At 71.1% G+C, this 24,757-nt stretch carries 21 protein-coding genes; 8 read left to right on the forward strand and 13 right to left on the reverse strand.

Going from position 1 to position 24,757, the window contains the following annotated elements; translation table 11 throughout:
- Positions 1 to 104: 104 nt before the first annotated feature.
- The 6 genes from ACFVS8_RS11110 to ACFVS8_RS11135 all read left to right on the forward strand — a co-directional run bounded on the left by ACFVS8_RS11110 (position 105) and on the right by ACFVS8_RS11135 (position 7,059).
- Positions 105 to 857 (forward strand): IclR family transcriptional regulator, encoded by a 753-nt coding sequence (locus ACFVS8_RS11110; RefSeq protein WP_387061660.1) that lies wholly within the window; start codon positions 105 to 107, stop codon positions 855 to 857.
- 208 nt (positions 858 to 1,065) lie between these two features.
- Positions 1,066 to 1,311, forward strand: a complete 246-nt coding sequence (locus ACFVS8_RS11115) for a hypothetical protein (protein WP_387061664.1) — start codon at positions 1,066 to 1,068, stop codon at positions 1,309 to 1,311.
- 135 nt (positions 1,312 to 1,446) lie between these two features.
- Positions 1,447 to 2,958, forward strand: a complete 1,512-nt coding sequence (locus ACFVS8_RS11120; protein ID WP_387061667.1) for a xanthine dehydrogenase small subunit — start codon at positions 1,447 to 1,449, stop codon at positions 2,956 to 2,958.
- Positions 2,955 to 5,372, forward strand: a complete 2,418-nt coding sequence (gene xdhB / locus ACFVS8_RS11125; protein ID WP_387061670.1) for a xanthine dehydrogenase molybdopterin binding subunit — start codon at positions 2,955 to 2,957, stop codon at positions 5,370 to 5,372. The genes ACFVS8_RS11120 and xdhB overlap by 4 nt, the downstream gene beginning before the upstream one ends.
- Positions 5,372 to 6,304, forward strand: coding sequence for a xanthine dehydrogenase accessory protein XdhC (gene xdhC / locus ACFVS8_RS11130; protein ID WP_387061673.1), 933 nt, complete (start codon positions 5,372 to 5,374; stop codon positions 6,302 to 6,304). Before xdhB ends, xdhC begins: the two co-directional genes overlap by 1 nt.
- Positions 6,301 to 7,059 (forward strand): SDR family oxidoreductase, encoded by a 759-nt coding sequence (locus ACFVS8_RS11135; protein ID WP_387061675.1) that lies wholly within the window; start codon positions 6,301 to 6,303, stop codon positions 7,057 to 7,059. The genes xdhC and ACFVS8_RS11135 overlap by 4 nt, the downstream gene beginning before the upstream one ends.
- 122 nt (positions 7,060 to 7,181) lie before the next feature.
- On the opposite strand, the gene ACFVS8_RS11140 is transcribed toward ACFVS8_RS11135, so the two are convergent.
- On the reverse strand, positions 7,182 to 8,669 hold the full coding sequence (locus ACFVS8_RS11140; protein ID WP_387061678.1) for an NCS2 family permease: 1,488 nt from the start codon (positions 8,667 to 8,669) through the stop codon (positions 7,182 to 7,184).
- A gap of 15 nt (positions 8,670 to 8,684) precedes the next feature.
- Positions 8,685 to 9,236, reverse strand: a complete 552-nt coding sequence (locus ACFVS8_RS11145) for a nucleoside deaminase (RefSeq protein WP_387061681.1) — start codon at positions 9,234 to 9,236, stop codon at positions 8,685 to 8,687.
- A gap of 267 nt (positions 9,237 to 9,503) precedes the next feature.
- On the opposite strand from ACFVS8_RS11145, the gene moaA reads away from it, so the two are divergent.
- Positions 9,504 to 10,559: a GTP 3',8-cyclase MoaA gene (gene moaA / locus ACFVS8_RS11150; RefSeq protein ID WP_387061684.1), complete on the forward strand. Its 1,056-nt coding sequence runs from the start codon at positions 9,504 to 9,506 to the stop codon at positions 10,557 to 10,559.
- A 54-nt stretch (positions 10,560 to 10,613) separates the two neighbouring features.
- Here the strand turns inward: moaA and ACFVS8_RS11155 are convergent, their stop codons facing one another.
- Positions 10,614 to 11,228 carry an FMN-binding negative transcriptional regulator gene (locus ACFVS8_RS11155; protein ID WP_387061687.1) on the reverse strand — a complete coding sequence of 205 codons (615 nt, stop codon included), beginning with the start codon at positions 11,226 to 11,228 and terminating at the stop codon, positions 10,614 to 10,616.
- Positions 11,229 to 11,303: 75 nt separating this feature from the next.
- Positions 11,304 to 12,485 carry a ThiF family adenylyltransferase gene (locus ACFVS8_RS11160; protein ID WP_387061690.1) on the reverse strand — a complete coding sequence of 394 codons (1,182 nt, stop codon included), beginning with the start codon at positions 12,483 to 12,485 and terminating at the stop codon, positions 11,304 to 11,306.
- 43 nt (positions 12,486 to 12,528) lie between these two features.
- Between ACFVS8_RS11160 and ACFVS8_RS11165 the strand changes: the two genes are divergently transcribed.
- Complete coding sequence (locus ACFVS8_RS11165; RefSeq protein ID WP_387062604.1) at positions 12,529 to 12,774, forward strand: MoaD/ThiS family protein; 246 nt, start codon at positions 12,529 to 12,531, stop codon at positions 12,772 to 12,774.
- Positions 12,775 to 12,873: 99 nt separating this feature from the next.
- Here the strand turns inward: ACFVS8_RS11165 and ACFVS8_RS11170 are convergent, their stop codons facing one another.
- From ACFVS8_RS11170 to ACFVS8_RS11210, 9 genes are all read right to left on the reverse strand, one after another.
- Positions 12,874 to 14,136, reverse strand: a complete 1,263-nt coding sequence (locus tag ACFVS8_RS11170; RefSeq protein ID WP_387061693.1) for a D-arabinono-1,4-lactone oxidase — start codon at positions 14,134 to 14,136, stop codon at positions 12,874 to 12,876.
- Positions 14,137 to 14,188: 52 nt separating this feature from the next.
- Positions 14,189 to 15,220, reverse strand: coding sequence for an arabinan endo-1,5-alpha-L-arabinosidase (locus tag ACFVS8_RS11175; protein WP_387061695.1), 1,032 nt, complete (start codon positions 15,218 to 15,220; stop codon positions 14,189 to 14,191).
- Positions 15,196 to 16,707: an alpha-N-arabinofuranosidase gene (locus ACFVS8_RS11180; RefSeq protein WP_387061698.1), complete on the reverse strand. Its 1,512-nt coding sequence runs from the start codon at positions 16,705 to 16,707 to the stop codon at positions 15,196 to 15,198. The genes ACFVS8_RS11175 and ACFVS8_RS11180 overlap by 25 nt, the downstream gene beginning before the upstream one ends.
- Positions 16,708 to 16,804: 97 nt before the next feature.
- Positions 16,805 to 17,770, reverse strand: coding sequence for a carbohydrate ABC transporter permease (locus ACFVS8_RS11185; RefSeq protein WP_387061700.1), 966 nt, complete (start codon positions 17,768 to 17,770; stop codon positions 16,805 to 16,807).
- Positions 17,770 to 18,723 (reverse strand): carbohydrate ABC transporter permease, encoded by a 954-nt coding sequence (locus ACFVS8_RS11190; RefSeq protein ID WP_387061702.1) that lies wholly within the window; start codon positions 18,721 to 18,723, stop codon positions 17,770 to 17,772. Before ACFVS8_RS11190 ends, ACFVS8_RS11185 begins: the two co-directional genes overlap by 1 nt.
- 97 nt (positions 18,724 to 18,820) lie before the next feature.
- Positions 18,821 to 20,155: an ABC transporter substrate-binding protein gene (locus ACFVS8_RS11195; RefSeq protein WP_387061705.1), complete on the reverse strand. Its 1,335-nt coding sequence runs from the start codon at positions 20,153 to 20,155 to the stop codon at positions 18,821 to 18,823.
- A 1,093-nt stretch (positions 20,156 to 21,248) separates the two neighbouring features.
- Entirely contained in the window at positions 21,249 to 22,271 is a 1,023-nt protein-coding gene (locus ACFVS8_RS11200) for a LacI family DNA-binding transcriptional regulator (protein ID WP_387061708.1), read from the reverse strand.
- A gap of 69 nt (positions 22,272 to 22,340) precedes the next feature.
- Positions 22,341 to 23,093 (reverse strand): phosphatase PAP2 family protein, encoded by a 753-nt coding sequence (locus ACFVS8_RS11205; RefSeq protein ID WP_387061710.1) that lies wholly within the window; start codon positions 23,091 to 23,093, stop codon positions 22,341 to 22,343.
- Positions 23,094 to 23,364: 271 nt separating this feature from the next.
- Positions 23,365 to 24,651, reverse strand: coding sequence for a multidrug effflux MFS transporter (locus ACFVS8_RS11210; protein ID WP_387061713.1), 1,287 nt, complete (start codon positions 24,649 to 24,651; stop codon positions 23,365 to 23,367).
- Between the last annotated feature and the right edge of the window lie 106 nt (positions 24,652 to 24,757).

Below are 24,757 nucleotides of genomic sequence, written 5' to 3' on the forward strand. Positions count from 1 at the left end.
ACCGCGCGGCACGTCGCGGTGCGATATCTTGGCTGAACCCCGGCAGGTTTCCGCGATGCGGATATCGCCTGCCATCACTGCACGATCGAAATGGAGCAGCCCGGATGGCGGACAGCCCGACCGATGGCGTCAAGTCCGTCGCCCGAGTCTTCGACCTCCTCGAGCTCATCGCCGACGCCGGCGGCGACGTCACCCTCAGCGAACTGTCGACCATGGCCGACCTGCCGCTGCCGACGATCCACCGCCTGCTCCGCACCCTGGTCTCGCTCGGCTACGCACGCCAGCTCGCGAACCGCCGCTACGCGCTCGGCCCGCGGCTGGTGCGGCTCGGAGAGGTCGCCAACCGGCAGTTCGGGCACCTCGCCAAGCCGCAGCTGAAGGCGCTCGTCGAGCGCCTCGGCGAGACGGCCAACCTCGCGACCATCGACGGCGACCAGGTCATCTACGTCTCGCAGGCGCCATCTCCGCATGCCATGCGCATGTTCACCGAGGTCGGCCGCAGGTCGCCGCTGCACTCGACGAGCGTCGGCAAGGCCATCCTCGCGACCTTCGACGACGAGACCGTGCGCGACATCATCGCCCGCACCGGCCTGCCGAAGTCCACCGAGTTCTCGATCGACTCGCTCGACCGCCTGCTCGAAGAACTCCGCATCAGCCGCGAGCGCGGCTACACGATCGACGACAACGAGCAGGAGATCGGCGTGCGCTGCTACGCGATGGCGGTGCCCGGCACGCCGGTGCCGACGGCCGTGTCGGTCTCGGGCCCGGTCTCCCGCGTCGACGAGGCGTTCGCCGAGCGCGCGATCCCCGTGCTGCGCGAGGCCGTGCTCGACATCGCGACGGCCGTCACAGCCTGATCCCGGTCGGTCCCGAACTGATCCCGGCCGCTCCCGGGCTGTCCTCGGCCGTCAGGCCGCATCATCACGCTTCGCTCCGCACCGACGCACCGCGCCGTCGCACCGCGCCGGCGGGCGATTGCTCGCACCCTCGTGGCGCCGTCGCCGCATCCGTCGACAGACCCTTGACGTTCCTCCACGCCTCGGCTTACTCTTTCCGTAATTCGGAATGAAGATTTCGCACTTCGGAATCAATGCTGATGCAGAGGAGCGCACGATGTCCCACCACTCGCCGGAACCCGGGCGCGCAGTGTTGCCCGCGGCACTGACCGACTTCCAGTCGATCGACCCCGACATCCACATACCGCCGCGCACGAAGCGCGCGTCCGGGTGGCTCGCGCGCCTGCTGCACCGCACGTCGCAGCCCGCTGGACGACTGACGCGGGAGCGAAACATCCACGTGATGGAATCTTGATTCCGTTGCACAAGAACTTCCTGCTCCGGCGCAGTATCATGGGATGACTGCCCGAGGCAGGCGCGGCGCGAGGTGGGGCCATCGGGGCCCCGGTGCCGCAGGCGTCGACGTCGACGCCGAATGCAAGGAGATCCGATGCACGACATCGTCGTCACCGTCAACGGGCTCGCCCGGTCACTGAACGGAATCCCCACCCACACCACCGCGCTCGACTGGCTGCGCGAGACCGGCCTTCCGGGCAGCAAGGAGGGCTGCGCCGAAGGCGAATGCGGTGCCTGCGCGATGCTGCTCGCGACGCCGTCGGCCGATGGCGGCACCACGTGGACCCCGGTCAACGCCTGCCTCGTGCCCGTCGCCGCCCTGAACGGGCAGGAGGTCGTCACGGCCGAGGGACTCGGCACCCCCGACTCGCTCCACCCGGTGCAGGCCAAGCTCGCCGAGGCCGGCGGCTCCCAGTGCGGCTACTGCACGCCGGGCTTCGCCTGCAGCATGGCCGGCGAGTACTACCGCGAGGACCGTGCCCCCGGCGCGGATGCCGCGTCCGAGACATCCGGCCATGACGCCGATTGCCCGGCCGGCGACGCCGGGGCCCATGGCGACGAGCACGATGTCGAGCACGGGCCCAACGGGTTCGACCTGCACGCCCTGAGCGGCAATCTCTGCCGCTGCACCGGATACCGCCCCATCCGCGACGCCGCGTACACGCTCGGCTTCCCCGAGGAGGGCGACGAGCTCGCAGCCCGCCGTCGGCGCCCCGCACCCGAGCCCGTCCCCACCGACGTCGTCGTCGACGGCCGGCGCTTCGTGCGCCCGTCGACGCTCGACGAGGCGCTCCGCCTGCTCGACCAGGACCCGACGGCCGTCCTCGTGGCCGGCTCGACGGACTTCGGCGTCGAGGTGAACCTCCGCGGCCGCCGCGTCCCCCTCGTCATCGCGATCGAGCAGCTCGACGAGCTCCGCACGCTCACGGTCGGCGACGACGTCGTCGAGATCGGCGCGGCACTGCCGCTGTCCGAGATCGAACGCCGTCTCGACGGGCGCGTGCCGCTGCTCGCGCAACTCTTCCCCCAGTTCGCCTCTCGGCTCATCCGCAACCGGGGCACCATCGGCGGAAACCTCGGCACCGGCTCCCCCATCGGCGACACCCCGCCCGCGCTGCTCGCGCTCGGCGCCCGCGTCGTGCTCGCCTCGGTCGACGGCGAGCGCGAGATCGAGCTCGCCGAGTACTTCACCGGCTACCGCCAGACCGTGCGTGCCGCGAACGAACTCATCAAGACCATCCGCATCCCGTTGCCGCTCGGCCGGGTGACCGCGTTCCACAAGATCGCCAAGCGCCGGTTCGACGACATCTCCAGCGTGGCCGTGGCCTTCGCGCTCGACATCGACGGCGGCATCGTCACCGCCGCCCGCATCGGCCTCGGCGGCGTCGCCGCGACGCCGCTGCGCGCCCGGGCGACCGAGGACGCCCTCATCGGCCGCCCGTGGAACGTCGCCACGGTGCGCGCGGCCTCGGCCGTGCTCCGCACCGAGGGCACCCCGATGTCCGACCACCGCGCGAGCTCCGACTACCGCTCGCTGATGCTCGGCACCTCGCTGCTGAAGCTCTACAGCACGACCGTCGTCGAATCGAAGGAGGCCTCGGCATGAGCGCCCTCGCCGAACGCCCGGCCAACCCCGTGGTCGGACTGAACGCCGCGCATGAAAGCGCGAAGCTGCACGTCACGGGTGCCGCGATGTACACCGACGACCTCGCCGCGCAGACCGTGGGCACGCTGACCGCGTGGCCCGTGCAGTCCACGAACGCCCACGCGAAGGTCACCGTCGACGTCGCCCCGGCCTACGACGTGCCCGGCGTGGTGCGCGTGCTCACCGCCGCCGACGTGCCCGGCATCAACGACGCCGGCATCAAGCACGACGAGCCGCTCTTCCCGAGCGAGGCCATGTTCTACGGCCACGCGCTCGTCTGGGTGCTCGGCGAGACGCAGGAGGCCGCACGCCTCGGCGCCGAGGCCGTGCGCGTCGACTACGAGCCCCTGCCGTCGTGCATCACCGTGCAGGACGCGATCGCGGCCGAGTCGTTCCAGGGCATCGCGCGCACGGTCGTGCGCGGCGACGCGGCGTCGGCCATGGCGGCATCCGACCGCGTCTTCGAGGGCGTCACCGAGTTCGGCGGACAGGAGCACTTCTACCTCGAGACGCACGCGTCGTTCGCGATCCGCGACTCCGAGGGCCAGTACTTCGTGCAGTGCTCGACGCAGCACCCGTCGGAGACGCAGGAGATCGTCGCGCACGTGCTCGGCATCCCGAGCAACGAGGTCACCGTACAGTCGCTGCGCATGGGCGGCGCGTTCGGCGGCAAGGAGATGCAGCCGCACGGGTTCGCGGCCATCGCCGCGCTCGGCGCGAAGCTCACCGGTCGGCCCGTGCGGCTGCGCCTGAACCGCACGCAGGACATCACGATGACCGGCAAGCGGCATCCGTTCCTGATCGAGTGGAAGGTCGGCCTCACCGCCGACGGCATGCTGCAGGCCCTCGAGGCCACGCTCACCGCCGACGGCGGCTGGAGCATCGACCTGTCGGAGCCCGTGCTCGGCCGCGCGCTCTGCCACCTCGACAACGCGTACTGGATCCCGAACGTGCACGCCGACGGCCGCATCGCGAAGACCAACAAGACGTCGCAGACCGCGTTCCGCGGCTTCGGAGGCCCGCAGGGCGTGTTCCTCATCGAGGACATCCTCGGCCGCGTGGCCCCCGCCCTCGGCATCGCGCCCGCGGAGCTGCGCCGCCGCAACTTCTACCGGCAGGGCCAGACCACCCCGTACGGCCAGCTCGTGAAGGACGCCGGGCGCATCGAGGCGATCTGGGGCGAGCTGCTCGCCGACAGCGACTTCGCCGAGCGCACGGCCGAGATCGAGGCGTTCAACGCGACGAGCCCCGACGTCAAGCGCGCGCTCGCGATCACGCCGGTGAAGTTCGGCATCTCGTTCAACTTCGCCGCGTTCAACCAGGCCGGCGCCCTCGTGCACGTCTACAAGGACGGGTCGGTGCTCATCAACCACGGCGGCACCGAGATGGGGCAGGGCCTGCACACCAAGATGCTGCAGGTCGCGGCGACCGCGCTCGGGCTCGAGCTGCACCAGGTGCGCCTCGCGCCGACGCGCACCGACAAGGTGCCGAACACCTCCGCGACCGCGGCCTCGTCGGGCGCCGACCTCAACGGCGGCGCGGTGAAGAACGCGTGCGAGCAGATCCGCGAGCGCATCGCCAAGGTCGCCGGCCGCCTGCTCGACGTCGACGAGCGCGACGTGCGCTTCGAGGGCGGTCGGGTCTCCGGACTCGGCAAGCCGGGCAGCCTCGCCTTCGCCGACGTCGTGAACGCGGCCTACCTCCAGCGCGTGCAGCTCTGGGCCGCCGGCTACTACCGCACCGAGGGCCTGCACTGGAACCCCGAGATCATGCAGGGCTCGCCGTTCAAGTACTTCGCGTACGGCTGCGCCGCCACCGAGGTCGAGGTCGACGGGTTCACGGGCGCCTACCGGGTGCGGCGGGTCGACATCGTGCACGACGTCGGCGACTCGCTCTCGCCCATGATCGACATCGGCCAGATCGAGGGCGCGTTCGTGCAGGGCATGGGCTGGCTCACCCTCGAGGAGCTGCGCTGGGACACGGGCGACGGACCGCACCGCGGCAGGCTGCAGACCCAGTCGGCGAGCACCTATAAGCTGCCGAGCTTCTCGGAGATGCCCGAGCAGTTCCACGTGCGCCTGTTCGAGCGCGCGCACGAGGAGGGCGCGGTCTACGGCTCGAAGGCCGTCGGCGAGCCGCCGTTCATGCTCGCGTTCAGTGCGCGCGAGGCGATCCGCGAGGCGGTCGGCGCGTTCGGCCCCGCCGGGCACGGCGTCGTGCTCGGTTCGCCCGCCACGCCCGAGGCGGTCTTCTGGGCGATCGAGGCGGCGCGCGCCGCGGCATCCGACCTCGACGGTTCCGCCGTGCCGGCCCCGGCCGAGGTGACGGATGCCGCGGGCGACGCGTCGCACGACCGCGAGACGGTCGACGCCTGATGGCGGCGCGCACCTTGGACTGGCTCGACGCCCTGCGCCGCCTGCGCGACGAGCGCACGCCCGCCGTGGTCGTCACGCTGGCCATGGTGCGCGGCCACGCGCCCCGCAACGGCGGCGCGAAGATAGTGGTCGCCCCGGCCGAGCTGTTCGGCACGGTCGGAGGCGGCAACCTCGAGGCGACGGCCGTCGGCCGGGCCAGGGAGATGCTCGCGGCCGGCGACGGCGAACCGCAGCTGCTCACCCTGACGCTGAGCGACAAGGCCGTCACGGAGTACGGCGTGCAGTGCTGCGGAGGAGAGGTCACCATGCTGCTCGAACCCGTGGGGGTCGTGCCGTCGGTCGCGGTGTTCGGCATCGGGCACGTCGGACTCGAACTGGCCCGCATCCTCTCGCGCCAGGAGCTCGACCTGCACCTCGTCGACTCCCGCGCCGAGATGCTCGACCCGGCCAGGCTCGCCCCGCTCGACGACGCCGTCGCGACCGTGCACGTGCACCACGCGCCCGTGCCCGAGGCCGCGCTCGCGCAGCTCGAGCCCGGGGCGCACGTGCTCGTCATGACGCACGACCACGTCGAGGACCTCGCGATCGTCGACATGGCGCTCCGCACCGACGGGCTCGGCTCGATCGGGCTCATCGGGTCGGCGTCGAAGTGGACGCGCTTCCGCAAGAAGCTCGGCGAGGCCGGCCACGACGACGCGGCGCTCGCGCGCGTCACCACGCCCATCGGCATTCCCGAGGTCGCGGGCAAGGCGCCTGCGGTCATCGCCGTGAGCGTCGCGGCGCGGCTGCTGCAGCTCGTCGAGGAGGCGCGGAGCGCGGGCGCGCCCGAGCCCGGGTCCGCCGCCGAGTCCGCCGACGCGCATTCCGGCGATCCCGCCGATGAGTCCGCCGCCGCGCCTGCCGCCGTACTCGCGCACGAATCCGCCCGATGACCCCCGGTTCGGCCATCGTCACCGGGGCCGGCACGGGCATCGGGCGCGCCGTCGCGATCCGCCTGCTCGACGACGGCTGGGGCGTGACGCTCGCCAGTCGGCACCGGGAGACGCTGCTCGCGGCGGCCGGGACGGCGGCCCGCGGCATCCGCCCGAACGCGCTCGTCGTCGAGGCCGACGTGACCGACCCGTCGAGCGTCGAGCAGCTGTTCGCGGCGCACGCGGCGAGGTTCGGTCGCCTCGACCTGCTCGTGAACAACGCCGGCACGTTCGGCCCGACGGCGGATGTCGGCGAACTCGGGCCCGACGAGTGGCAGGAAACGCTCGCGGTGAACGTGACCGGATCGGTGCTCTGCGCGGGCGCCGCGTTCCGGCAGATGCGCGACCAGCGACCCCAGGGCGGCCGCATCGTCAACAACGCCTCGATCTCGGCGCAGTCCCCCAGACCGCGATCGGTCGCCTACACGACGACGAAGCACGCGATCACCGGACTGTCGAGGTCGATCGAGCTCGACGGCCGCGCATACGCGATCACCTGCACGCAGCTGGACATCGGCAACGTGCGCACGGGCCTGCTCGACGGCCTGAACGGCGCCGGGGCCCTGCAGGCCGACGGCAGCGTGCGCGTCGAACCGACCATGGATGCCGGCCCGCTGGCCGATCTCGTCGCGCACCTCGCGGCCCTCCCGCTCGGGGTGAGCGTTCCGCACCTCACGGTGACGGCCGCGGGCATGCCGTTCATCGGCCGCGGCTGATCGCGAGCGCAAGAGCGGGCATGCGGACGCCCCGCACCGGCTCCGGGGAGCGGTGCGGGGCGTCGTCACGGCCACGTCGTCGGGACCGCGCGGTTCGGCTCCGACGTCTCGGAGCCGAGGCCTCAGCCGGCCGCGGCGATCACCGCCTCGATCGGCCCGCGCACGAAGTAGAGCGCGAAGCCCGCGGCGACCAGCCACAGCAGCCAGTGCACCTTGCGCCCCCGGCCGGATGCGGCGTTGATGAGCGCCCACGAGATGAAGCCGACCCCGATGCCGTTCGCGATCGAGTACGTCAGCGGCATGGTGACGATCGTGAGGAAGGCGGGCAGCGCGACCGAGAACTTGCGGAAGTCGATCTCGACGACCTGGGCCATCATCATCGCGCCGACGACGACGAGGGCGGCGGAGCCCACCTCGATCGGCACGACCAGGGTCAGCGGCGTCAGGAAGGTCGACAGCAGGAACAGCAGGCCCGTCACGACCGACGCGAGGCCCGTGCGGGCGCCCTCTCCGATGCCCGATGCGCTGTCGACGAAGACCGTGTTCGACGAGGTCGAGGTCATGCCGCCGACGATGGCACCGGTGCCCTCGACGATGAACGCCGAGCGCAGGCGCGGGAACGTGCCGTCCTTCTTCGCGACGCCGACGTTCTTCGCGAGACCCGTCATGGTGCCCATCGCGTCGAAGAAGTTCGTGAACACGAGCGTGAACACGAGCATCGTCGCCGACAGCACGCCGATGCGCTCGAATGCGCCGAACAGGTCGAACTGGCCGACGAGACCGAAGTCGGGCACCGTGAAGATCTGGCTCGGCAGTTCGGGGATGGTCATGTGCCATCCGTTGGGGTCTTCGAAGCTCGGGCCGAGCTTCAGCAGCGACTGCGCGATGATCGCGACGATCGTCGTCGCCACGATGCCGATCAGGATGCCGCCCGGCACCTTGCGCGCCACGAGGATGCCGATGAGCACGACGCCGAGGAGGAAGATCGCCGTCGGGATCGAGGTGATGGAGCCGGCGTCGCCGAGCTGCACGGGCGGACCGCCCGGCGTGCGCGTGACGAACCCGCTGTCGACGAAGCCGATGAAGGCGATGAACAGGCCGATGCCGACCGTGATCGAGGCCTTCAGCGCCTTCGGCACCGCACGGAAGATCGCGGTGCGGGCGCCGGTGGCCCCGAGGACGACGATGATGATGCCGTTGATGACGACGAGGCCCATCGCCTCCTGCCAGGTCACGTTGCCGACGACCGAGACGGCGAGGAAGGAGTTGATGCCGAGGCCGGCGGCGATCGCGAACGGCAGGCGGGCGACGACGCCGAACAGGATCGTCATGACGCCGGCGGTGAGGCCGGTCGCCGCGCCGACCTGCGCGGGGTCGAGGAAGTGGCCCTCGACGTCGGAGGCGTTGATCCCGCCGATGATCAACGGGTTGAGGATGACGATGTACGCCATCGTCACGAAGGTGACGATGCCGCCGCGGATCTCGCGCCCGTAGGTCGAGCCGCGCCCCGTGATCTCGAAGAAGCGGTCGATGCCGCCCTTGATCGTGGATGGCGCCTCGGGTTCGGGCGTGCGGTCCGCGTCGTTGCGGACGGTGGTGGACTGTGACACGGGTGGATCTCCTGCTCAGTAGTCGATACGAGAGATGGTGCTGTTCCACTCGGTGAAGGGGGCCACTCGATCGTCTGCGCCGAGGTCGATGTTGGCGACGGGCATGATCGCGGTGTCTTCACTTCCTCCCTCGAAGTAGCGGTAGAAGACGGCGTCATCGAATCCCGCGTCGGCCGCGTCGTCGCGGTCGGCCGCGAAGTACACGCGGCCGATGCGGGCCCACAGGGCCGAGGCGAGGCACATGGGGCACGGTTCGCAGCTCGTGTAGAGCGTCGCGCCCGTGAGGTCGAACGTGTTCTGGCCCTGGCAGGCGTTGCGGATGGCCGAGACCTCCGCGTGCGCCGTCGGGTCGAGGTTCGCCGTCACGCGGTTGACGCCCTCGTAGACGGTGCCGTCGGCGGTGACGACGATGGCTCCGAACGGGCCGCCCTGGTTGCGGACGTTCCGCGTCGCGAGGTCGACCGCGCGGGCGAGATACGACGCTGCGACCTGCGTCGGATCGGATGCCGCGGCGGAGGTCGCGTCGGTGAGGAGTGCCGTGGGTGCCGTGCTGGCGAACGTGTCCATGATGAGTCGAGCTTCCTTGCTGTCTCGCCATCGGATGGGGCCCGGAAACCGGGTGGATCCGCATCGATCCGGCGGGTTCTTCGTCAGGGGTGGGGTGTCGGCATTCGGGCCTTCGTGGGGCTCGGCTGGGGCTGCGCGTTCGACCATAACAGCGAATGGGACGGATTCCTACATCTTTTTGGAATTGACTTTCCGGTCAGCGAAAACTTCTGCATCGGGATCCACGCCGCCGGTGTTACCGTTGACGCCACGGAGAGGGAGGTGGACATGGTGCGACGACTCGCGTCGACCGGTCGCGCGATCGACCTCCTCGAACGCCCCATGCGCGACCTGCGCATCTCCGTCACCGACCGCTGCAACTTCCGCTGCGTCTACTGCATGCCGAAGGAAGTGTTCGGGCGCGACTACGCCTTCCTCGACCGCGACGAGCTGCTGAGCTTCGAGGAGATCACCCGCATCGCACGGGTCGCCGCGGCCCACGGCGTCGAGAAGCTGCGGCTCACGGGCGGCGAGCCGCTGCTGCGGCGCGGCCTCGAGGGCCTCGTCGCGCAGCTCGCCGAACTCCGCACCCCCGACGGGCGTCCGCTCGAGATCGCCCTCACGACGAACGGCTCCGCGCTCGCGATGAAGGCCGCCTCGCTGAAGGCCGCGGGCCTGACCCGCGTCACCGTGTCGCTCGACTCCCTCGACGACGGGCTGTTCCAGGCCATGAACGACGTACGGTTCCCCGTCGCACGCGTGCTCGACGGCATGCAGGCCGCGCACGAGGCCGGACTCGGCCCCGTCAAGGTGAACATGGTCGTCAAGCGAGGCCTGAACGACCACGAGATCCTGCCCATGGCACGGCACTTCCGCGACACCCCGTTCACGCTGCGCTTCATCGAGTACATGGATGTCGGCACGTCGAACGGGTGGGAACTCGGCGAGGTCGTCCCCTCGTCCGAGATCGTCGAGCGCATCTCCGCGGACTCCCCGCTCGAACCGGTCGGGGCGACCGCCCCGGGCGAGACCGCGACCCGCTGGCGCTACGTCGACGGCGGCGGCGAGATCGGCGTGATCTCGAGCGTGACCAACGCGTTCTGCGGCAGCTGCAACCGCGCCCGCATCTCGACCGAGGGCAAGCTGTTCACCTGCCTGTTCGCCTCGGAGGGGCACGACCTCAGGGCGCTGCTCCGCGGCGGCATCGACGACGCCGGGCTCGCCGACGCGATGGGCTCCATCTGGGGCGCGCGCGACGATCGGTACTCCGAGGTGCGCGCGACGCTCACGCCCGAGCTGCGCGCCGCACGCCCGCGCATCGAGATGAGCTACATCGGCGGCTGAGCCCGTGCGGCTCCTGGCGCATCAGACGGCTGAGCCGGCGCTGCTCCGGGTGCGTCAGGCGGTCGGCCCGCCGGGGTGCACGCGCCGCATCTCGTCGGCGAGGCCCGGATTGCGTTCGTCGAGGTGCGCGATGACGTTCGCCGCGACATCCGGCGCCTTGTTCTGGCTGAGCTTCGCACGCGCGTCGAAGCGGTCGACCCGTATGCGGAGCCCGACCGTGCCCTTCGCGACCCGCCGGGTGCCGGCCTCGTCGTCGGCGAGGCTGCGGCCGCCCGGGCGGTGGCGCTCGAAGTGGTCGGTGAGCTTCGCGAGCATCTCGTAGTTCTCGTCGTCGCTCAGGAACTCGGGCGTGCCGTACAGGTGCGCCGTGACGTGGTTCCAGGTGGGGATGACCTCGCCCGGCGCGTACCAGCTCGGCGAGACGTAGTCGTGCGGCCCCTGCACGATCACGAGGATCTCATGCCGCCCGAGCTCGTGGGCGACCTCGTCGGGCCGGCCGAAGTGACTCACGATCACGATGCCCTCGGCGTCCTCGTCGAGGATCGCCGGGTAGTGGGATGCCACGAGGCCCGTGGTCGCGGGCGAGACGAAGGTCGCCCAGGCGTTCGCGCGGATGAGTCGCTTGACCTCGTCGGGATCGGTCATGAGGTAGCGGGGCGTGTGTCGCATGAGGTCCTCTGGTCGTCGGGCGGAAGCGGGTGGTTCGGGCGGGCTGCGCGACGTCGGCCGCGTGGCCGCCGCCCTTCAGCGTTCGATGAGCTCAGCGGCGACGCCGGCGAACCGGTCGATGCCGCCCACGAGGAACACGACGTCGTCGTGCCCGCGCTCGGCGAGCAGCCGGGCGGCGCGTCGCGAGCGCAGGTCCTGCTCGCAGTAGACGACGAGCGTGCCCTCGCCCGGCGCGGGCTCCGCTCCCCCGGCGAGGTCGCCGAGGGGCACGAGCTCGCTGCCCCGGATGCGTCGGAGCTCCGCCTCGGCCGGCTCCCGCACGTCGAGCAGGCGCACCGCGACGCCGCCGCGCACGAGGCCGAGCACGTCGGCGGCCGTCACCCCGCGCGGCGCGGGGGCCGTCGCACCGCCGGCGGATGCGGCATCCGACCCGGCTTCGGGTGCGAGCCCGCAGAACAGCTCGTAGTCGACGAGCGAGGTGATCGCGGGGGCGTCGGCGACGGCCCGGTACGCGAGCTCGCGCGAGCGCCCGGTGAGCGCGTCGATGGTCGTGACGCGACCGAGCAGCGGCTCGCCGATGCCGGTGACGAGCTTCACGACCTCGGTCGACATGAGGGCCCCCACCCAGGCGCACACGCTCGGCAGCACGCCGCCCTGCGCGCACGAGAGCACCTCGTCGGGCGACGGCGGAACCGGGAACAGGTCGCGGTAGGTCGGGCCGTGCGCGCCCCACGAGACGCCCGCCTGCCCGTGGTAGCGCAGGATCGACCCCCACACCAGCGGGATGCCGACCAGCTGGGCGGCGTCGTTCACGAGGTAGCGGGTCGGGAAGTTGTCGCTGCCGTCGACCACGAGGTCGTAGCCGCCGAGCACGTCGAGCGCGTTCGCCGACGTGAGCCGCTCGCGATGACGCACGACGCGGATCTCGGGGTCGCTCGCCGCGACCGTCTCGGCGAGCGAATCGACCTTCGCCCGCCCGACGTCGGCCACGCCGTGCGCGACCTGCCGGTGCAGGTTCGAGAGCTCGACCTCGTCGAAGTCGGCGAGGCCGATCGTGCCGACGCCGCTGCCCGCGAGGTAGGGCACCAGCGCACTGCCGAGGCCCCCGGCTCCGACGACGAGCACTCGGGCCGCCGCGAGCCGTCGCTGCGCGAGCTCGCCGAATCCGGGCAGCATGAGCTGACGGCTGAAGCGCGACACGCGCTCGGCCGACAGGGGCGGGCCCGGCTCGACGATGGGCTCCGGACGGGAGGGCATGAGGCCATCCTCGCACGCCGCGCCGGGTACTATCGGGGGCGTGATGCCCGTGACCGTGCGCTACTTCGCCGCCGCCGCCGATGCCGCGCGCCGCGAGTCCGAGGTGCTCGAGCTCGCCGACCAGGCCACCGTCGGCGATCTGCGCGAGGTGCTGCTCGACCGCTACGGCGCTCCCATGGAGCGCGTGCTCAGGTCCGGCTCCTTCCTCGTCGGAGGGCGCGTCGAGCGCGACCCGGGCTCGCCGCTGTCGGCCGAGGTCGACATCCTGCCGCCGTTCGCCGGCGGCTGAGCGCGCACCGAGGTCCCTGCGGCAGAGACCGAGAGGCCCAACGGCCGAGCGGCCGAGAGCCCGATTGCCCGAGAGGCCGATGCGCTAGCGGCCGGTGCGCTAGAGACCGATGCGCTCCAGGTAGGCGTTGCGCAGCCGGCCCGCCGGGTCGTACCGCGCCCTGAGCGCCGCGAAGTCGTCGAACCTCGGGTACCTGGCGCGGAGCTCCGCCGCCGGGAGCGTGAACAGCTTGCCCCAGTGCGGGCGTGCCGTCACCGGCAGTGCGGCCTCGATGTCGGGCAGCAGCGCGGTCACCGCGGGCTCGTCGAGCTTCCACGTGAAGTGGATGCCGACCACGTCGGCTTCGAACGCCGGGCTCAGCCAGAGGTCGTCCGCGCGAACGGTGCGCACCTCGCAGACCTGGAGCAGCGGCGCGATGCGCGGCGCCAACCTGCGGACCGCCTCCAGCGCGGTGACCGCGTCAGCGCGCGGCACGAGGTACTCCGACTGCAGCTCGGCGCCGGCCGAAGGCGTGAACTCCAGGCGGAAGTGCGGCAGGCGCTCGAACCACGGTCCGGGCACGCCGAGCTGGGGCGTGCAGGCGTCGGCGGCGAGCCCGATGATCGGGTGCCGTGCCTCGGTGGCGGCCCGCGCGCCGAGACGCGCCACGACGGCATCGCGGCGGGCCGCGGCATCCGACGTCTCGGGCTGCCGGGTCTTGACCCACAGCTGATCGGCCCGATCGGCATCGAGCCACCTGGTGAACACGCTGACGCTCGTGCCGACCGAGGTGACGGCGTCGAGGTCGTCGAGGATCGCGTCCCACGACGGCCCCTCGAACACATGCTGGGCGACGTCGTAGGCGGGCTCGACGTCGAGCTCGACCGCGGTCACGACGCCGAGCGAGCCGAGCGACACGACGGCGCCCGAGAAGTCCGCGTCGCCGCGTCGCAGCGTGATGGGCTCGCCCGCCGGCGTGACGAACCCGATCGCCCGCACCGCGCTCGCGAGCGAGCCGATCGCGTCGCCCGACCCGTGCGTGCCGGTCGCGATCGCCCCGGCCACCGAGATGTGCGGCAGCGACGCGAGGTTCGCGAGGGCGAGCCCGCTCCGCTGCAGCACCGGCGCGAGGTCGCCGTACCGCGGTGCCCCGGCGATGCGCACCGCGCCGGGAGCGCTCGACGTGTCGAGGTCGACGGGCAGCGCGTCGGTCGCGACGAGCGTGCCGGTCGTGTCGGCCAGGTCGTTGAACGTGTGCCGGGTGCCGAGCACGCGCAGCGGTCCGTCACCGGCGAGCGCCTGCCGCAGCTCGTCGTGCGAGGTCGGGTGCACGAGGTGCTCGGCCCCGTACTCGAGGTTCCCGGCCCAGTTGCGTTCCGTCATCGTGCTCCTGTCGTCCTGGTCCGCGGATGCCACGGCTCGGCGCTGCGGCTCGTCACCACCGTACGACCGGCCAGCCCTCGTCGTCCCACTCGAGCTCGGCGATCGCGAGGCGGAACGCTCCCCCGGCGTCGGCGTCGTAGTAGTGGAAGGCGATCGAGTCGCCCCACACCGACTGCCCGCCCGGCCCGACCCGCGAGCCGTCGGTCGCGAGCAGGGGCGTTCCGCCGCCGTCGAGCAGCGGCACTCCGTCGCGATCGACGAACGGTCCCGTCGGGGCATCCGCCCGGCCGACGGCCATGTTGTAGGTGCTCTTCGCGCCCTGGCAGCAGGCGTCGCGCGAGACGAAGAGGAAGTACGCGCCGTCGTGCTCGACGAGGTACGGCGCCTCGATCGCGTTGGGAGGCGCGCCGCGGTCGGCGAGCCGGAGCGGCTCGGCGTCGCCCGTGGTGTCGTCGGCGGCCGTGCCGCCCGTGCGCAGCCCGCTCGGCCACTCGAGCTCGACCATGCGGATGCCGCTCCAGAACGAGCCGAACGCCATCCACGGGGTGCCGTCGTCGTCCGTGATCACGCCCGGGTCGATCGCGTTGAAGTCGTCGGACGTGGTCGACGCGATCACCGGGCCCTGATCGACCCACTCGAACGCGGGATCGTCGGGGTCCAGCGTCGAGTTCGTCGCGAGCGCGATGACCGAGCTGTTCTTGCCGAACCTCGATGCCGAGTAGTACAGGTACCACGTGCCGTCGTGCCGCACGAGCTCGGGCGCCCAGAGGTTGTCGACGCCCTTCACGGCCTCGGTCAGCCACTCGGGCTTGTCGCTCCACACCTCGCCCTCGTACACCCAGTGCTCGCCGTCGACGGAGGACCGGATCTGCACGTTGCCGTCGGCCACCGTGCCGTTGCCGGTCGAGTACACCCACCAGGTGCCGGCGTCGTCGCGGGCGAGCGCGGGATCGTGCGCCGAGAGGTCACCGGATGCCGCGCGCACGCCGCCGCCGGCGCCGCAGGCGGTGAGCGTTCCGAGGAGGCCCACCGCCGCGAGCGCCGCCGCGACGCGAACGCTCAGCCGAGCGCGACGGCCGACCACGACACGGGCGGCAGCGTGACGGTGAGCTCGCCGCCGTCGATCGAGATCGACTCGTTCGCGCGCGGCGCGACGCGCTCGGGCTGCTCGAGCGTGTTCTTCGCGTACACGTCGTCGTCGGTGAGGGTGTGCGACTCGAGCACCGAGACCTCGCCGAGGCCCGAGACGTCGATCGTCACGGTGATCGCCTCGGTCTGCGAGCGGTTCACGAGGAACACCGCCGACCGGCCGGTCTCGGCGTCGTGCGTGGCGACGGCGTCGACGAGCGGCACCTCGCCGTAGGCCTTGGTCGCGTACGTCGGCGCGTCGAGCTTCAGCTCGAGGGCCTCGCCCTGCGCGAGTCGCGACGTGATCGAGAACGGGAAGAACGTGGTCTGGCGCCACGAGATGCCGCCGGGCTCGGTCATGATCGGCGCGATCACGTTGACGAGCTGCGCGAGCGACGCGCTCGTCACGCGGTCGGCGTGCTTCAGCAACGAGATCATGAGGTTGCCGAACACGACCGCGTCGGCGACCGAGTACACGTCCTCGAGCAGGCGCGGGGCGACCGGCCAGTTGTCGATGCCCTCGATCTTGTCGACGCCGTGGAAGCGCTCGATGTACCAGACGTTCCACTCGTCGAACGAGATGTCGATCGTCTTGGAGCTGCCGTTGACGGCCTTCACGTGGTCGGCCGTCGCGACGACCGATTCGATGAAGTGGTCCATGTCGACCGCCGACGCGAGGAACGAGTCGAGGTCGCCGTCGCGCTCCTCGTAGTACGCGTGGCACGAGATGTAGTCGACGTCGTCGTAGGCGTGCGTGAGCACGACGCGCTCCCACTCGCCGAACGTCGGCATGTGCGCGCTCGACGAGCCGCAGACCACGAGCTCGACCGACGGGTCGAGCTGGCGCATCGCCTTGGCCGTCTGCGAGGCGATCTTGCCGTAGTCGTCGGCCGAGCGGTGGCCGAGCTGCCACGGGCCGTCCATCTCGTTGCCGAGGCACCACATCTTCACGCCGAACGCGTCGGTGCGGCCGTTCTCGATGCGGCGCTGCGAGAGCGCGGTTCCGCCGGCGATGTTCGTGTACTCGAGCAGGTCGAGCGCCTCGAGCGTGCCGCGCGTGCCGAGGTTGACGGCGAGCATGAGGTCGCTGCCGACCTTGTCGAGCCAGCCCTGGAACTCGTGCAGGCCGACCTCGTTCGTCTCGGTCGAGTGCCAGGCGAGGTCGAGACGGCGCGGGCGCTCCTCGCGCGGGCCGACCGAGTCCTCCCAGCGGAAGCCCGACACGAAGTTGCCGCCGGGGTAGCGGATCGTCGAGACGCCGAGCTCCTTCACGAGGTCGATGACGTCGGTACGGAAGCCCTCGGCATCCGCCTGCTCGTGGCCGGGCTCGTAGATGCCGTCGTAGACGTGGCGGCCGAGGTGCTCGACGAAGCCGCCGAAGACGCGGCGATCGATGCGTCCCACGGCGAAGTGCGGGTCGACGGTGAGGCGTGCGGTGGTCATGGTGCTCATTTCGTGGTCGAAGTCGATGGTCGGTCGAGGTCGAGGGTCAGGTCGGTCTGCGGGTGGTGCTGAGGGCGAGCGGATGCCGCGGCATCCGTCACTTGATGGAGCCGATGGCGAGGCCGCCCTGCCAGTAGCGCTGCAGGAACAGGAACGACAGCACCAGCGGGATCACCGAGATGAACGAGCCCGAGGTGATGAGGTTCCAGACCTGCTCGCCGCCGGCGCCCGCGTTCGAGAGCGCGGTCCAGCGGTTGAGGCCGACGGTGACGGGCAGCAGCTGCGGGTCGGTGAGCACCGCGAGCGGCAGGAAGAAGTTGTTCCACGTGCCGACGACCGAGAGCAGCAGCACCGTGACGATCGCGGGCTTCAGCAGCGGGAGGGCCACCTGGAAGAACGTGCGGATCTCGCCGGCGCCGTCGATACGGGCCGCCTCGAGCATCTCGTCGGGCACCGCGTCCTGCGTGTAGATGCGCATGAGGTACACGCCGAACGGGCTGAGCAGGCTCGGCAGGATCACGGCCCACGGCGTGTTGATGATGCCGTACTGGCTGAGCAGCATGAACGTCGGGATGACGAGGGCCGTGAGCGGCACCATGACCGAGCCGAGGATGACGCCGAAGACGCCGTTGCGCCCGCGGAACCGGTACTTGGCGAAGCCGTAGCCCGCGAGGATCGCGAGGACCGTGGCGCCGATGCCGCCCGCGAACGCGTACAGGAACGAGTTGCCGAGCCAGCGCCAGTAGATGCCGCCCTGGTGGGTGAACAGCTCGCCGATGTTCGAGAAGAGCGCGAACGTGTCGTCGAACCAGAACGCGGGGCTGCTGAACAGGCCGGCCGTGTCCTTCGTCGCGGCGACGAAGAGCCACCAGATCGGCACGATGAAGTAGATCGCGAGGATGATCAGGAACACGTGCGAGCCGATGCGGCGCCCGCCCTTGCGGCGGCCGTCGGCGCCGCGGGCCCCGCGAGGCCCGTGGTACGCGTGGTCGGGAACGCCGGTGACGGTCGTCAGGGCGTCGTTGCCTTCGCCGCGCGGCGAGTCGGTGGTGAAGATGGCCATCACTTGAGTCCGCTCTGCTTGCGGGTGAGGAAGAGGAAGAGGTAGGAGCCGGCGAACACGAGCGCGCCGAGCGAGAACGCGATCGCCGAGGCGTAGTTGAACTGGCTGTACGAGAACGCCAGCGAGTAGGCGTACATGTTCGGCGTGTAGGCCGCGTCGATGGCGCCCTGCGCGATGTTGCGCAGCACCACCGGCTCGGTGAAGAACTGCAGCGTGCCGATCAGCGCGAACGTGATCACCATGACCATCGACGACGAGATCATCGGGAGCTTGATGCGCATCGCCGTCTGCCAGCCGTTGGCGCCGTCGATGCGGGCCGCCTCGTAGATCGACGGGTCGATCGAGCGCAGCGCCGCGTAGATGACGACCATGTAGTAGCCCGACCACTGCCAGGTGACGATGTTCACGAGGCTGCCGAAGATCGTGCCCGCCGCGAGGAAGTCGGGCGTCGGCAGCCCGATGGCGGTGAAGATCGTCGCGCTCGGCCCGAACTTCGGGCTGTAGAGGAAGCTCCACATGAGCGCGCCGATGACCACCGGGATGGCGTACGGCACGAAGATCAGCAGGCGCGAGAGCTTCGAGAGCCACGACGTCAGCGAGTCGAGCACGAGGGCCGCGGCGAGGGCCACGAGCAGCTGCGCCGGGATCATCACGATCGCGAACGCGGCGACGCGCAGCAGGCCCTCCATGAACAGCGGGTCGGTGAACGCCTTGACGTAGTTGCCGATGCCCGTGAACTTCGTGCCTGTCGCGAGCGTCGACGTGAACAGGCTCATGCCGAACGCGTAGAACAGCGGGAACACGAGAAACAGTGCGAACACCGCGAGGAAGGGCGAGACGAAGAGCCAGCCCCAGCGTTGGCGGCGCTGCTCGAGGCGTGATCCGCGGGGCTTCCGCGACTCGCGACTGCGGCGCGTCGCCACGGGCGGCGCGGCGGTGGTCTGGGTGGTCATGCTCGCTCTCCTCGTCGAGGCGGTCGGTGGTCGATGCTCGGTGGTGCAGATGGGGGGCGGATGCCTCGGGGCCGGCCACGAGGCATCCGCCCGCCTGCTACTTCAGCGTGAAGCCCTGCTCGCCCGCGTAGGTCTCGAGCGAGGCCTGCAGGTCGTCGAGCGCGGCGTCGGAGTCCTTCTCGCCCTGGGTCATCGCGTAGAGCTGCTCGGTGAGCTGGTCGTACGCGTAGTTCTGGAACGGGCTGAACGTGAAGCCGGTGTAGCCGGCCGCGGCGTCGAGGAAGACGTCCTTGTTGATCTGCTGGCCGCCGAAGAACGGGTACTCGAGGTCGCGGAAGTAGTCGGACTCGAGGATGGGCTTCCAGAGCGGGAACAGGGCGGCCTGCTCGATGCCGATCTTCCACGCCTCCTCGGTGCCGAAGACCTCCTTGGCGACGACCGCGGCCGCCTCCTTGTCCTTCGCCTGGCTCGTCACGGCGAACGTCGAGCCGCCCCAGTTGATCTGCACGGGGTTCGCGGCGTCCCACTGGGGAACCGGTGCGGCCTGCCACACGGCGTCGCTGTCGGCATCCGAGAGGCCGCTCAGGTAGCCGGGGCCCCAGGCCGCGGCGACGTAGATGGCGTAGCTGCCGTCGACGAGCTTCGTGTTGTAGTCGGCCGTGAACGCGTCGTCGGTGGCGACGAGCCCCTTCGACACGAGGTCGTTCCAGTAGGCGAGCACCTTCTTGGAACCCTCGTCGTTGACGTCGATGCCGATCTCGGTCGGGTTCGCGTTGTCGTAGTCGAACGGCACCGAACCGGCCTGCGCGAACAGCGCCTGGTTGTAGGCGCGGCCGTTGGTCGGGAAGTCGGCGAGCACGCCGGGGGCGCCGGCGTCCTTCAGGGTCTGCGCTGCGGCGGCGAACTCGTCCCACGTGGTGGGGGCCTTGATGCCGTACTGGTCGAGGATGTCCTTGCGGTAGAGCATGCCCATGGGGCCGCCGTCGACCGGGATGCCGTAGACGGCGTCGCCGCTCGACACGTCCTTCCACGCGCCCTCGGTGTAGTCGCCCTTGACGTCGTTCGCGCCGTACTCGGTGAGGTCGACGAGGCCGTCGCGGATCGAGAAGCTCGAGAGCACCTCGGACTCGAGCATGATGACGTCGGGCGCGCCCGAGCCGGCCTCGAGGGCGGTAGAGAACTTGGTGTACTCGTCGTTGCCCTGGCCGGCGTTGGTCCAGCAGATCTGGACGTCGTCGTGGTTCTCGTTGAACAGGTCGACCACGTCTTCGAACGCGGGGTACCAGGCCCACACGCTCACCTGGGTGGCGTCGGCGTTCACGATCTTGTTGGTGCATTCGGTTGCGGTGGAGGTTTCGCCTGCGCTGCAGCCGGTGAGGGCTGCGGCCGCGACGGCGACCGTGCCGCCGAGGGCGAGGAGCTTGCTCTTCATCGTGCGGGGCTCTTTCTGTGTGCGGTGGACGACTCTGTCAGGTGCGCCCGGGGTTCGGTGTGCTTCTTCCCGGTTGTACAACGTTGTAAAGTAAACGTTGTAGAGACATGATGCCCAAGCCGCCGCACGCTGTCAAGTGCATTCGGGACGGTGGCCTCGGCGCTGGGTCGAGGCGAGGGCGCAGGGTCGGGGCGAGGGCGCGGCGCCAGCTGCCGACACGCCGCGGACGTGGGCCGACAGCTGCCGACGTAGGCCGACAGGCCGCGGACGTGCGCCGACAGGTCACGTTCTGCTGGATGCGACATGCCGGTTCCAGCACATCGCGACCACTCACGTGGGTGCGCCCGCGTGTCGGGTGCCCGGCAGGCGTCGGGCGGGCGGGCGCGGCGCAGGGGTCGCGGCGAGGCCTCGGCGCCGGGTGGGGGCGAGGGCGCGGCACCGCCGCGGTGCGGGCGGCTGGCGACGACCGGCGCCACGATCGCCCCAAACGCGTGGGCAACTCAGGACGAGCGCGGCGACACTCCGCGCGGAACCGCCCGACACGCCCGACGAATCCGGAGTTATGCACACGCCAGCCCCCGTCCGCGTCCGCATTCGCGTCCGCGTTCGCGTTCGCGCCCAACGCAGGACGATCACCGCGACACGCCGAGCGGAACCGCCCGGCACGCCGCACCTCGCGCGACGAATCCGGGGTTGTGCACACGCCCGGGCCCCGTCCGCGTTCGCCTTCGCGTTCGCCTTCGCGTTCGCGCCCGCGTTCGCGTTCGCGTTCGCGCCCGCGTTCGCGTTCGCCTGCGCGCCCAACTCAGGACGATCACCGCGACACGCCGAGCGGAACCGCCCGACACGCCGAACCGCTCCCCGAGGATCCTGAGTTGCATACACAGCGGTAGGGGCTGCGTGGCGAGCGAATGCCGGGAATCAGGCTGAGTCGCTCACGCCCGGCGCACGGTTGGTCACGCAGGCACGCCAGCTCGATCGCCCGATCCGACCGCCGAGGCGACGCCGTCCCAGCGCGAGGCGACGACCGTCAGGCTGCCGGACGGCGCCGTCGAACCGCGATGCAGCGGCGTCAGGCCAAGACGCGGCGGAGTCAGGCCGGAACGCGCACGACCGCGGACTCGCGCTCCGCGATGCGGAAGTCGGCGAGCAGCAGACGGGGAGGGCCGACCTCGGCGCCCGACGCGATGCGCTCGACGAGGGTCGCGACGGCGGTCTTCGCGATCCATTTCTGCCCCGGATCGACGGTCGTGAGCGACGGGATCGAGTACCCGGCCTCGTCGAGGTCGTCGAAGCCCATGACCGCGACATCTTCGGGAACACGCCGACCGGAGGCCTGCAGCACGCGCATCGCGCCGAGCGCGAGAGTGTCGTTCAACCCGAAGACGGCGTCGAACTCGGCGCCGCGGGCGAGCAGTTCGGTCATCGACCTGGCGCCGTTCGAGCGGTGCCAGAGCGTGGTGTACCCGATGAGCGAGTCGTCGAAGGGGATGCCGTGCGCCTCGAGCGCCTCGAGGTGCCCCTGCATGCGGAGCGCGGCCGATCCGACGATCTCGCCCTCGTGCGCGCCGACCACCGCGATGCGGCGCCGTCCGGAGGCGATGAGGTACTCCGTCGCGGCGCGGGCCGCCTCGACGTTGCGCATCGTCACGTGGTCGGTCGGGCCGCCGAAGATGCGCTCGCCGAGCAGCACCAGCGGGTAGTCGACGTCGAGGCTCGAGACATCCGCCTCGCTCATGCCGAGCGCGCTGAAGATGAGGCCGTCGGTCATCTTGAGCCGAGGGCTGCGCAGCAGCTCGAGCTCGCGATCGCGATCACCGCCCGTCTGCTCGACGAGCACCACCAACCCGGCGGCCTCGGCCGCCTCGATGACGGCCGCCGCGAGCTCGGCGAAGTAACTGAGGCTCAGCTCGGGCACGGCGAGGGCGATCGCACCCGTTCGGCCGGACTTGAGGCTGCGGGCCGTGAGGTTCGGTACGTAGCCGAGTTCGGCGATCGCGGCCTCGACGCGCTCCCTGGTCGCGGGGCGGATGTGCGGATACGCGTTGATCACGTTCGACACCGTCTTGATCGACACGCCGGCCACGCGAGCCACGTCGTGCAAGGTCACCGCCATGTCGCCTCCTGAGATCCTGCCCGTACTCTACAACGTTGTAGTCCGGTTCGCCGCGGAGATCACGAGTGCTCAGCGCGCGCTCCCGCCGCCGCTCGGCGGGGTGACATGCGCCTGCGCGAATGCGGCGTTCCGCTCCGAGATCCGGGCGATGCGGGCGAGTCGCTCGCGCTCCATCGGCACCGCGAACGCCGCCCACAGCACGAGCGCGACCCCGGCGCCGACGAGCGCGCCGCCGATCGTGTCGGTCAGCCAGTGCACGCCCAGGTAGGTTCGGCTGATCGCCATGAGCACCGTGTAGACGGTGCCGGCGACCCACACCCAGACCCGCGGCACGATGACCCCGAGCGCGACCGCGATCGTCGCCGCGTTCGCCACATGCCCCGACGGGAATGAGCCGAAGTCGCTCGCCACCATCATGTCTTCGGGGCGCGGCCGCCCGTAGAGGGTCTTCAGGAGCTGCACGACGAGCGCGCTCGCGGCACTCGCGAGCGCGAAGTACAGCGCCGCCCACGGCCGGCGCAGCACGAGGAGCACGACCGTGATACCCACGGGCACGACCACGACGCCCACGATGCCGCCGCCCAGCATGTTCATGAAGAGCGCGAACGCGTCGGCCCACGCGGAGTGCGCCTCGGCGAGCTCGAGCGACCACTCCTCGTCGACGCCGAGCGGCAGTCCGCCCGCGCGCACCGCGATCACGAGGCCGAGCAGCGCGCCGATCACGACCGCCGAGATGCCTGCGATGAGCGGTGCGCGCCGGCCCACCCGGCGCACCTGGACCGTTCGGGCGGCATGCTGCTCGACGGGGTCGCGGTCGGTCATGTGCCCACGCTAGCGAGGCGACGGATGCCGCGGCGTGCGGCACGCGGCATCCGTCACCCGCAGAGGCGGCGCGCCGTCGCCGGACGTCGATCCGCTGCCCTCGATCCGCGAAGCCGCCGACGACGCGCGTGCGCAACTCCGGAGCGGACGCGGGACACGCCGCGACGGCGATCGTGACACGCCTGGCCACCCCGCGACATCCGGAGTTGCGCACCTCGGATCTGACGCCGTGGGCAGCGCCGAGCGCTCGGCGACCCCGCGGTGCGACGCGTCAGTCGCTGAGCGGCGGCACCGTGCGCGGCCGCACGAGCAGCCAGAGCGCGGCGATCGCCACGACGGCCGCGGCGATCTGCACGATCGCCATCGGCACGGCGCTGCCCACGCCCATGAGGCCGATGAGCGGCGAGATGAGCCCGGCGAGGCCGAAGTTCAGCGCGCCGAGCAGCGACGCCGCGGTGCCGGCCTCGGCGCCGTGGTGCGCGAGCGCGAGCACCTGCACGGCGGGGAACGAGAACCCGCAGGCGAGGATGTAGATCCAGAGCGGGATCGCGGTGCCCCAGAACCCGGCGCCCGACGAGTCGAGCACCATGATCGCGGCGGCCATGGCGAGGTGCACGATCGTGGTGATCGCGAGGATCCACTGCGGGGCGACCGGCCCGCGCATGAGTCGCGAGCTCGTCTGCACGCCGATGATGACGCCGACCGAGTTGACGGCGAACAGGATGCCGTACTGCTGCGCGGTGAACGCGTAGACCTCCTGGAACAGGAACGACGACGTCGAGAGGTACCCGAACAGCCCGGTGAAGGTCATGCCGCCGATGATCGCGGCGCCGAGGTAGACGCGGTCGCGGAACAGCGCCTTGTAGCGGTCGCCGAGCGTCGAGTGCCCCGCGACATGCCGGCGCGACTCGGGCAGGGTCTCGACGATGAGGAACGCCACGGCGAGCACCACCACGAGGCCGTACACGCCGAGCACGACGAAGATGCCGCGCCAGTCCATGATGCCGAGCAGCTGCGACCCGATGACCGGGGCGAGCACGGGCGCGAGGCCGTTCACGAGCGCGAGGCGCGAGAGCATGCGCACGAGCGGTTTGCCGCCGAAGAGGTCGCGCACCATGGCCATGGCGACGACGCCGCCGGCCGCCGCGCCGAAGCCCTGGAGCAGGCGGAACACGCTCATCCACACGATGTCGGGCGCGAAGGCCGCGCCGACGGATGCCGCGATGTGCAGCATCGTGGCGAGGATCAGCGGCAGGCGGCGACCGACCTTGTCACTCCACGGGCCGACGATGAGCTGCCCGAAGCCGAAGCCGATCATGGTGCCCGTGAGCGTGAGCTGCACGGCCGCGGCCGAGACGCCGAGCTCGTTCTGCAGCACGGGGAACGCGGGCAGGTAGAGGTCGACGGTGAACGGGCCGAGCGCCGTGAGCGCGCCGAGCACGAGCACGTAGACGAGCCGCTGGCGGCGGCTCAGGAGGTCGCCCGGGTGCGACTGCACCACCGCGGTGGAGCGGGTGTCGTCGGGGCGGATGATGGGGATGGATGCGGTTGATGACATGGCGGTGTCCAGGCGTGCTCGAGTGCGGCGGCGCACGCCCTCGGACGCCGGGAGACGGGAAACGGCGCCCCATGGGAGCGCCGCCGTGGTGCGACTCGGCCCCGCG

Origin of the sequence: Agromyces sp. NPDC058110, assembly GCF_042884735.1 — a bacterium.
GTDB lineage: Bacteria > Actinomycetota > Actinomycetes > Actinomycetales > Microbacteriaceae > Agromyces.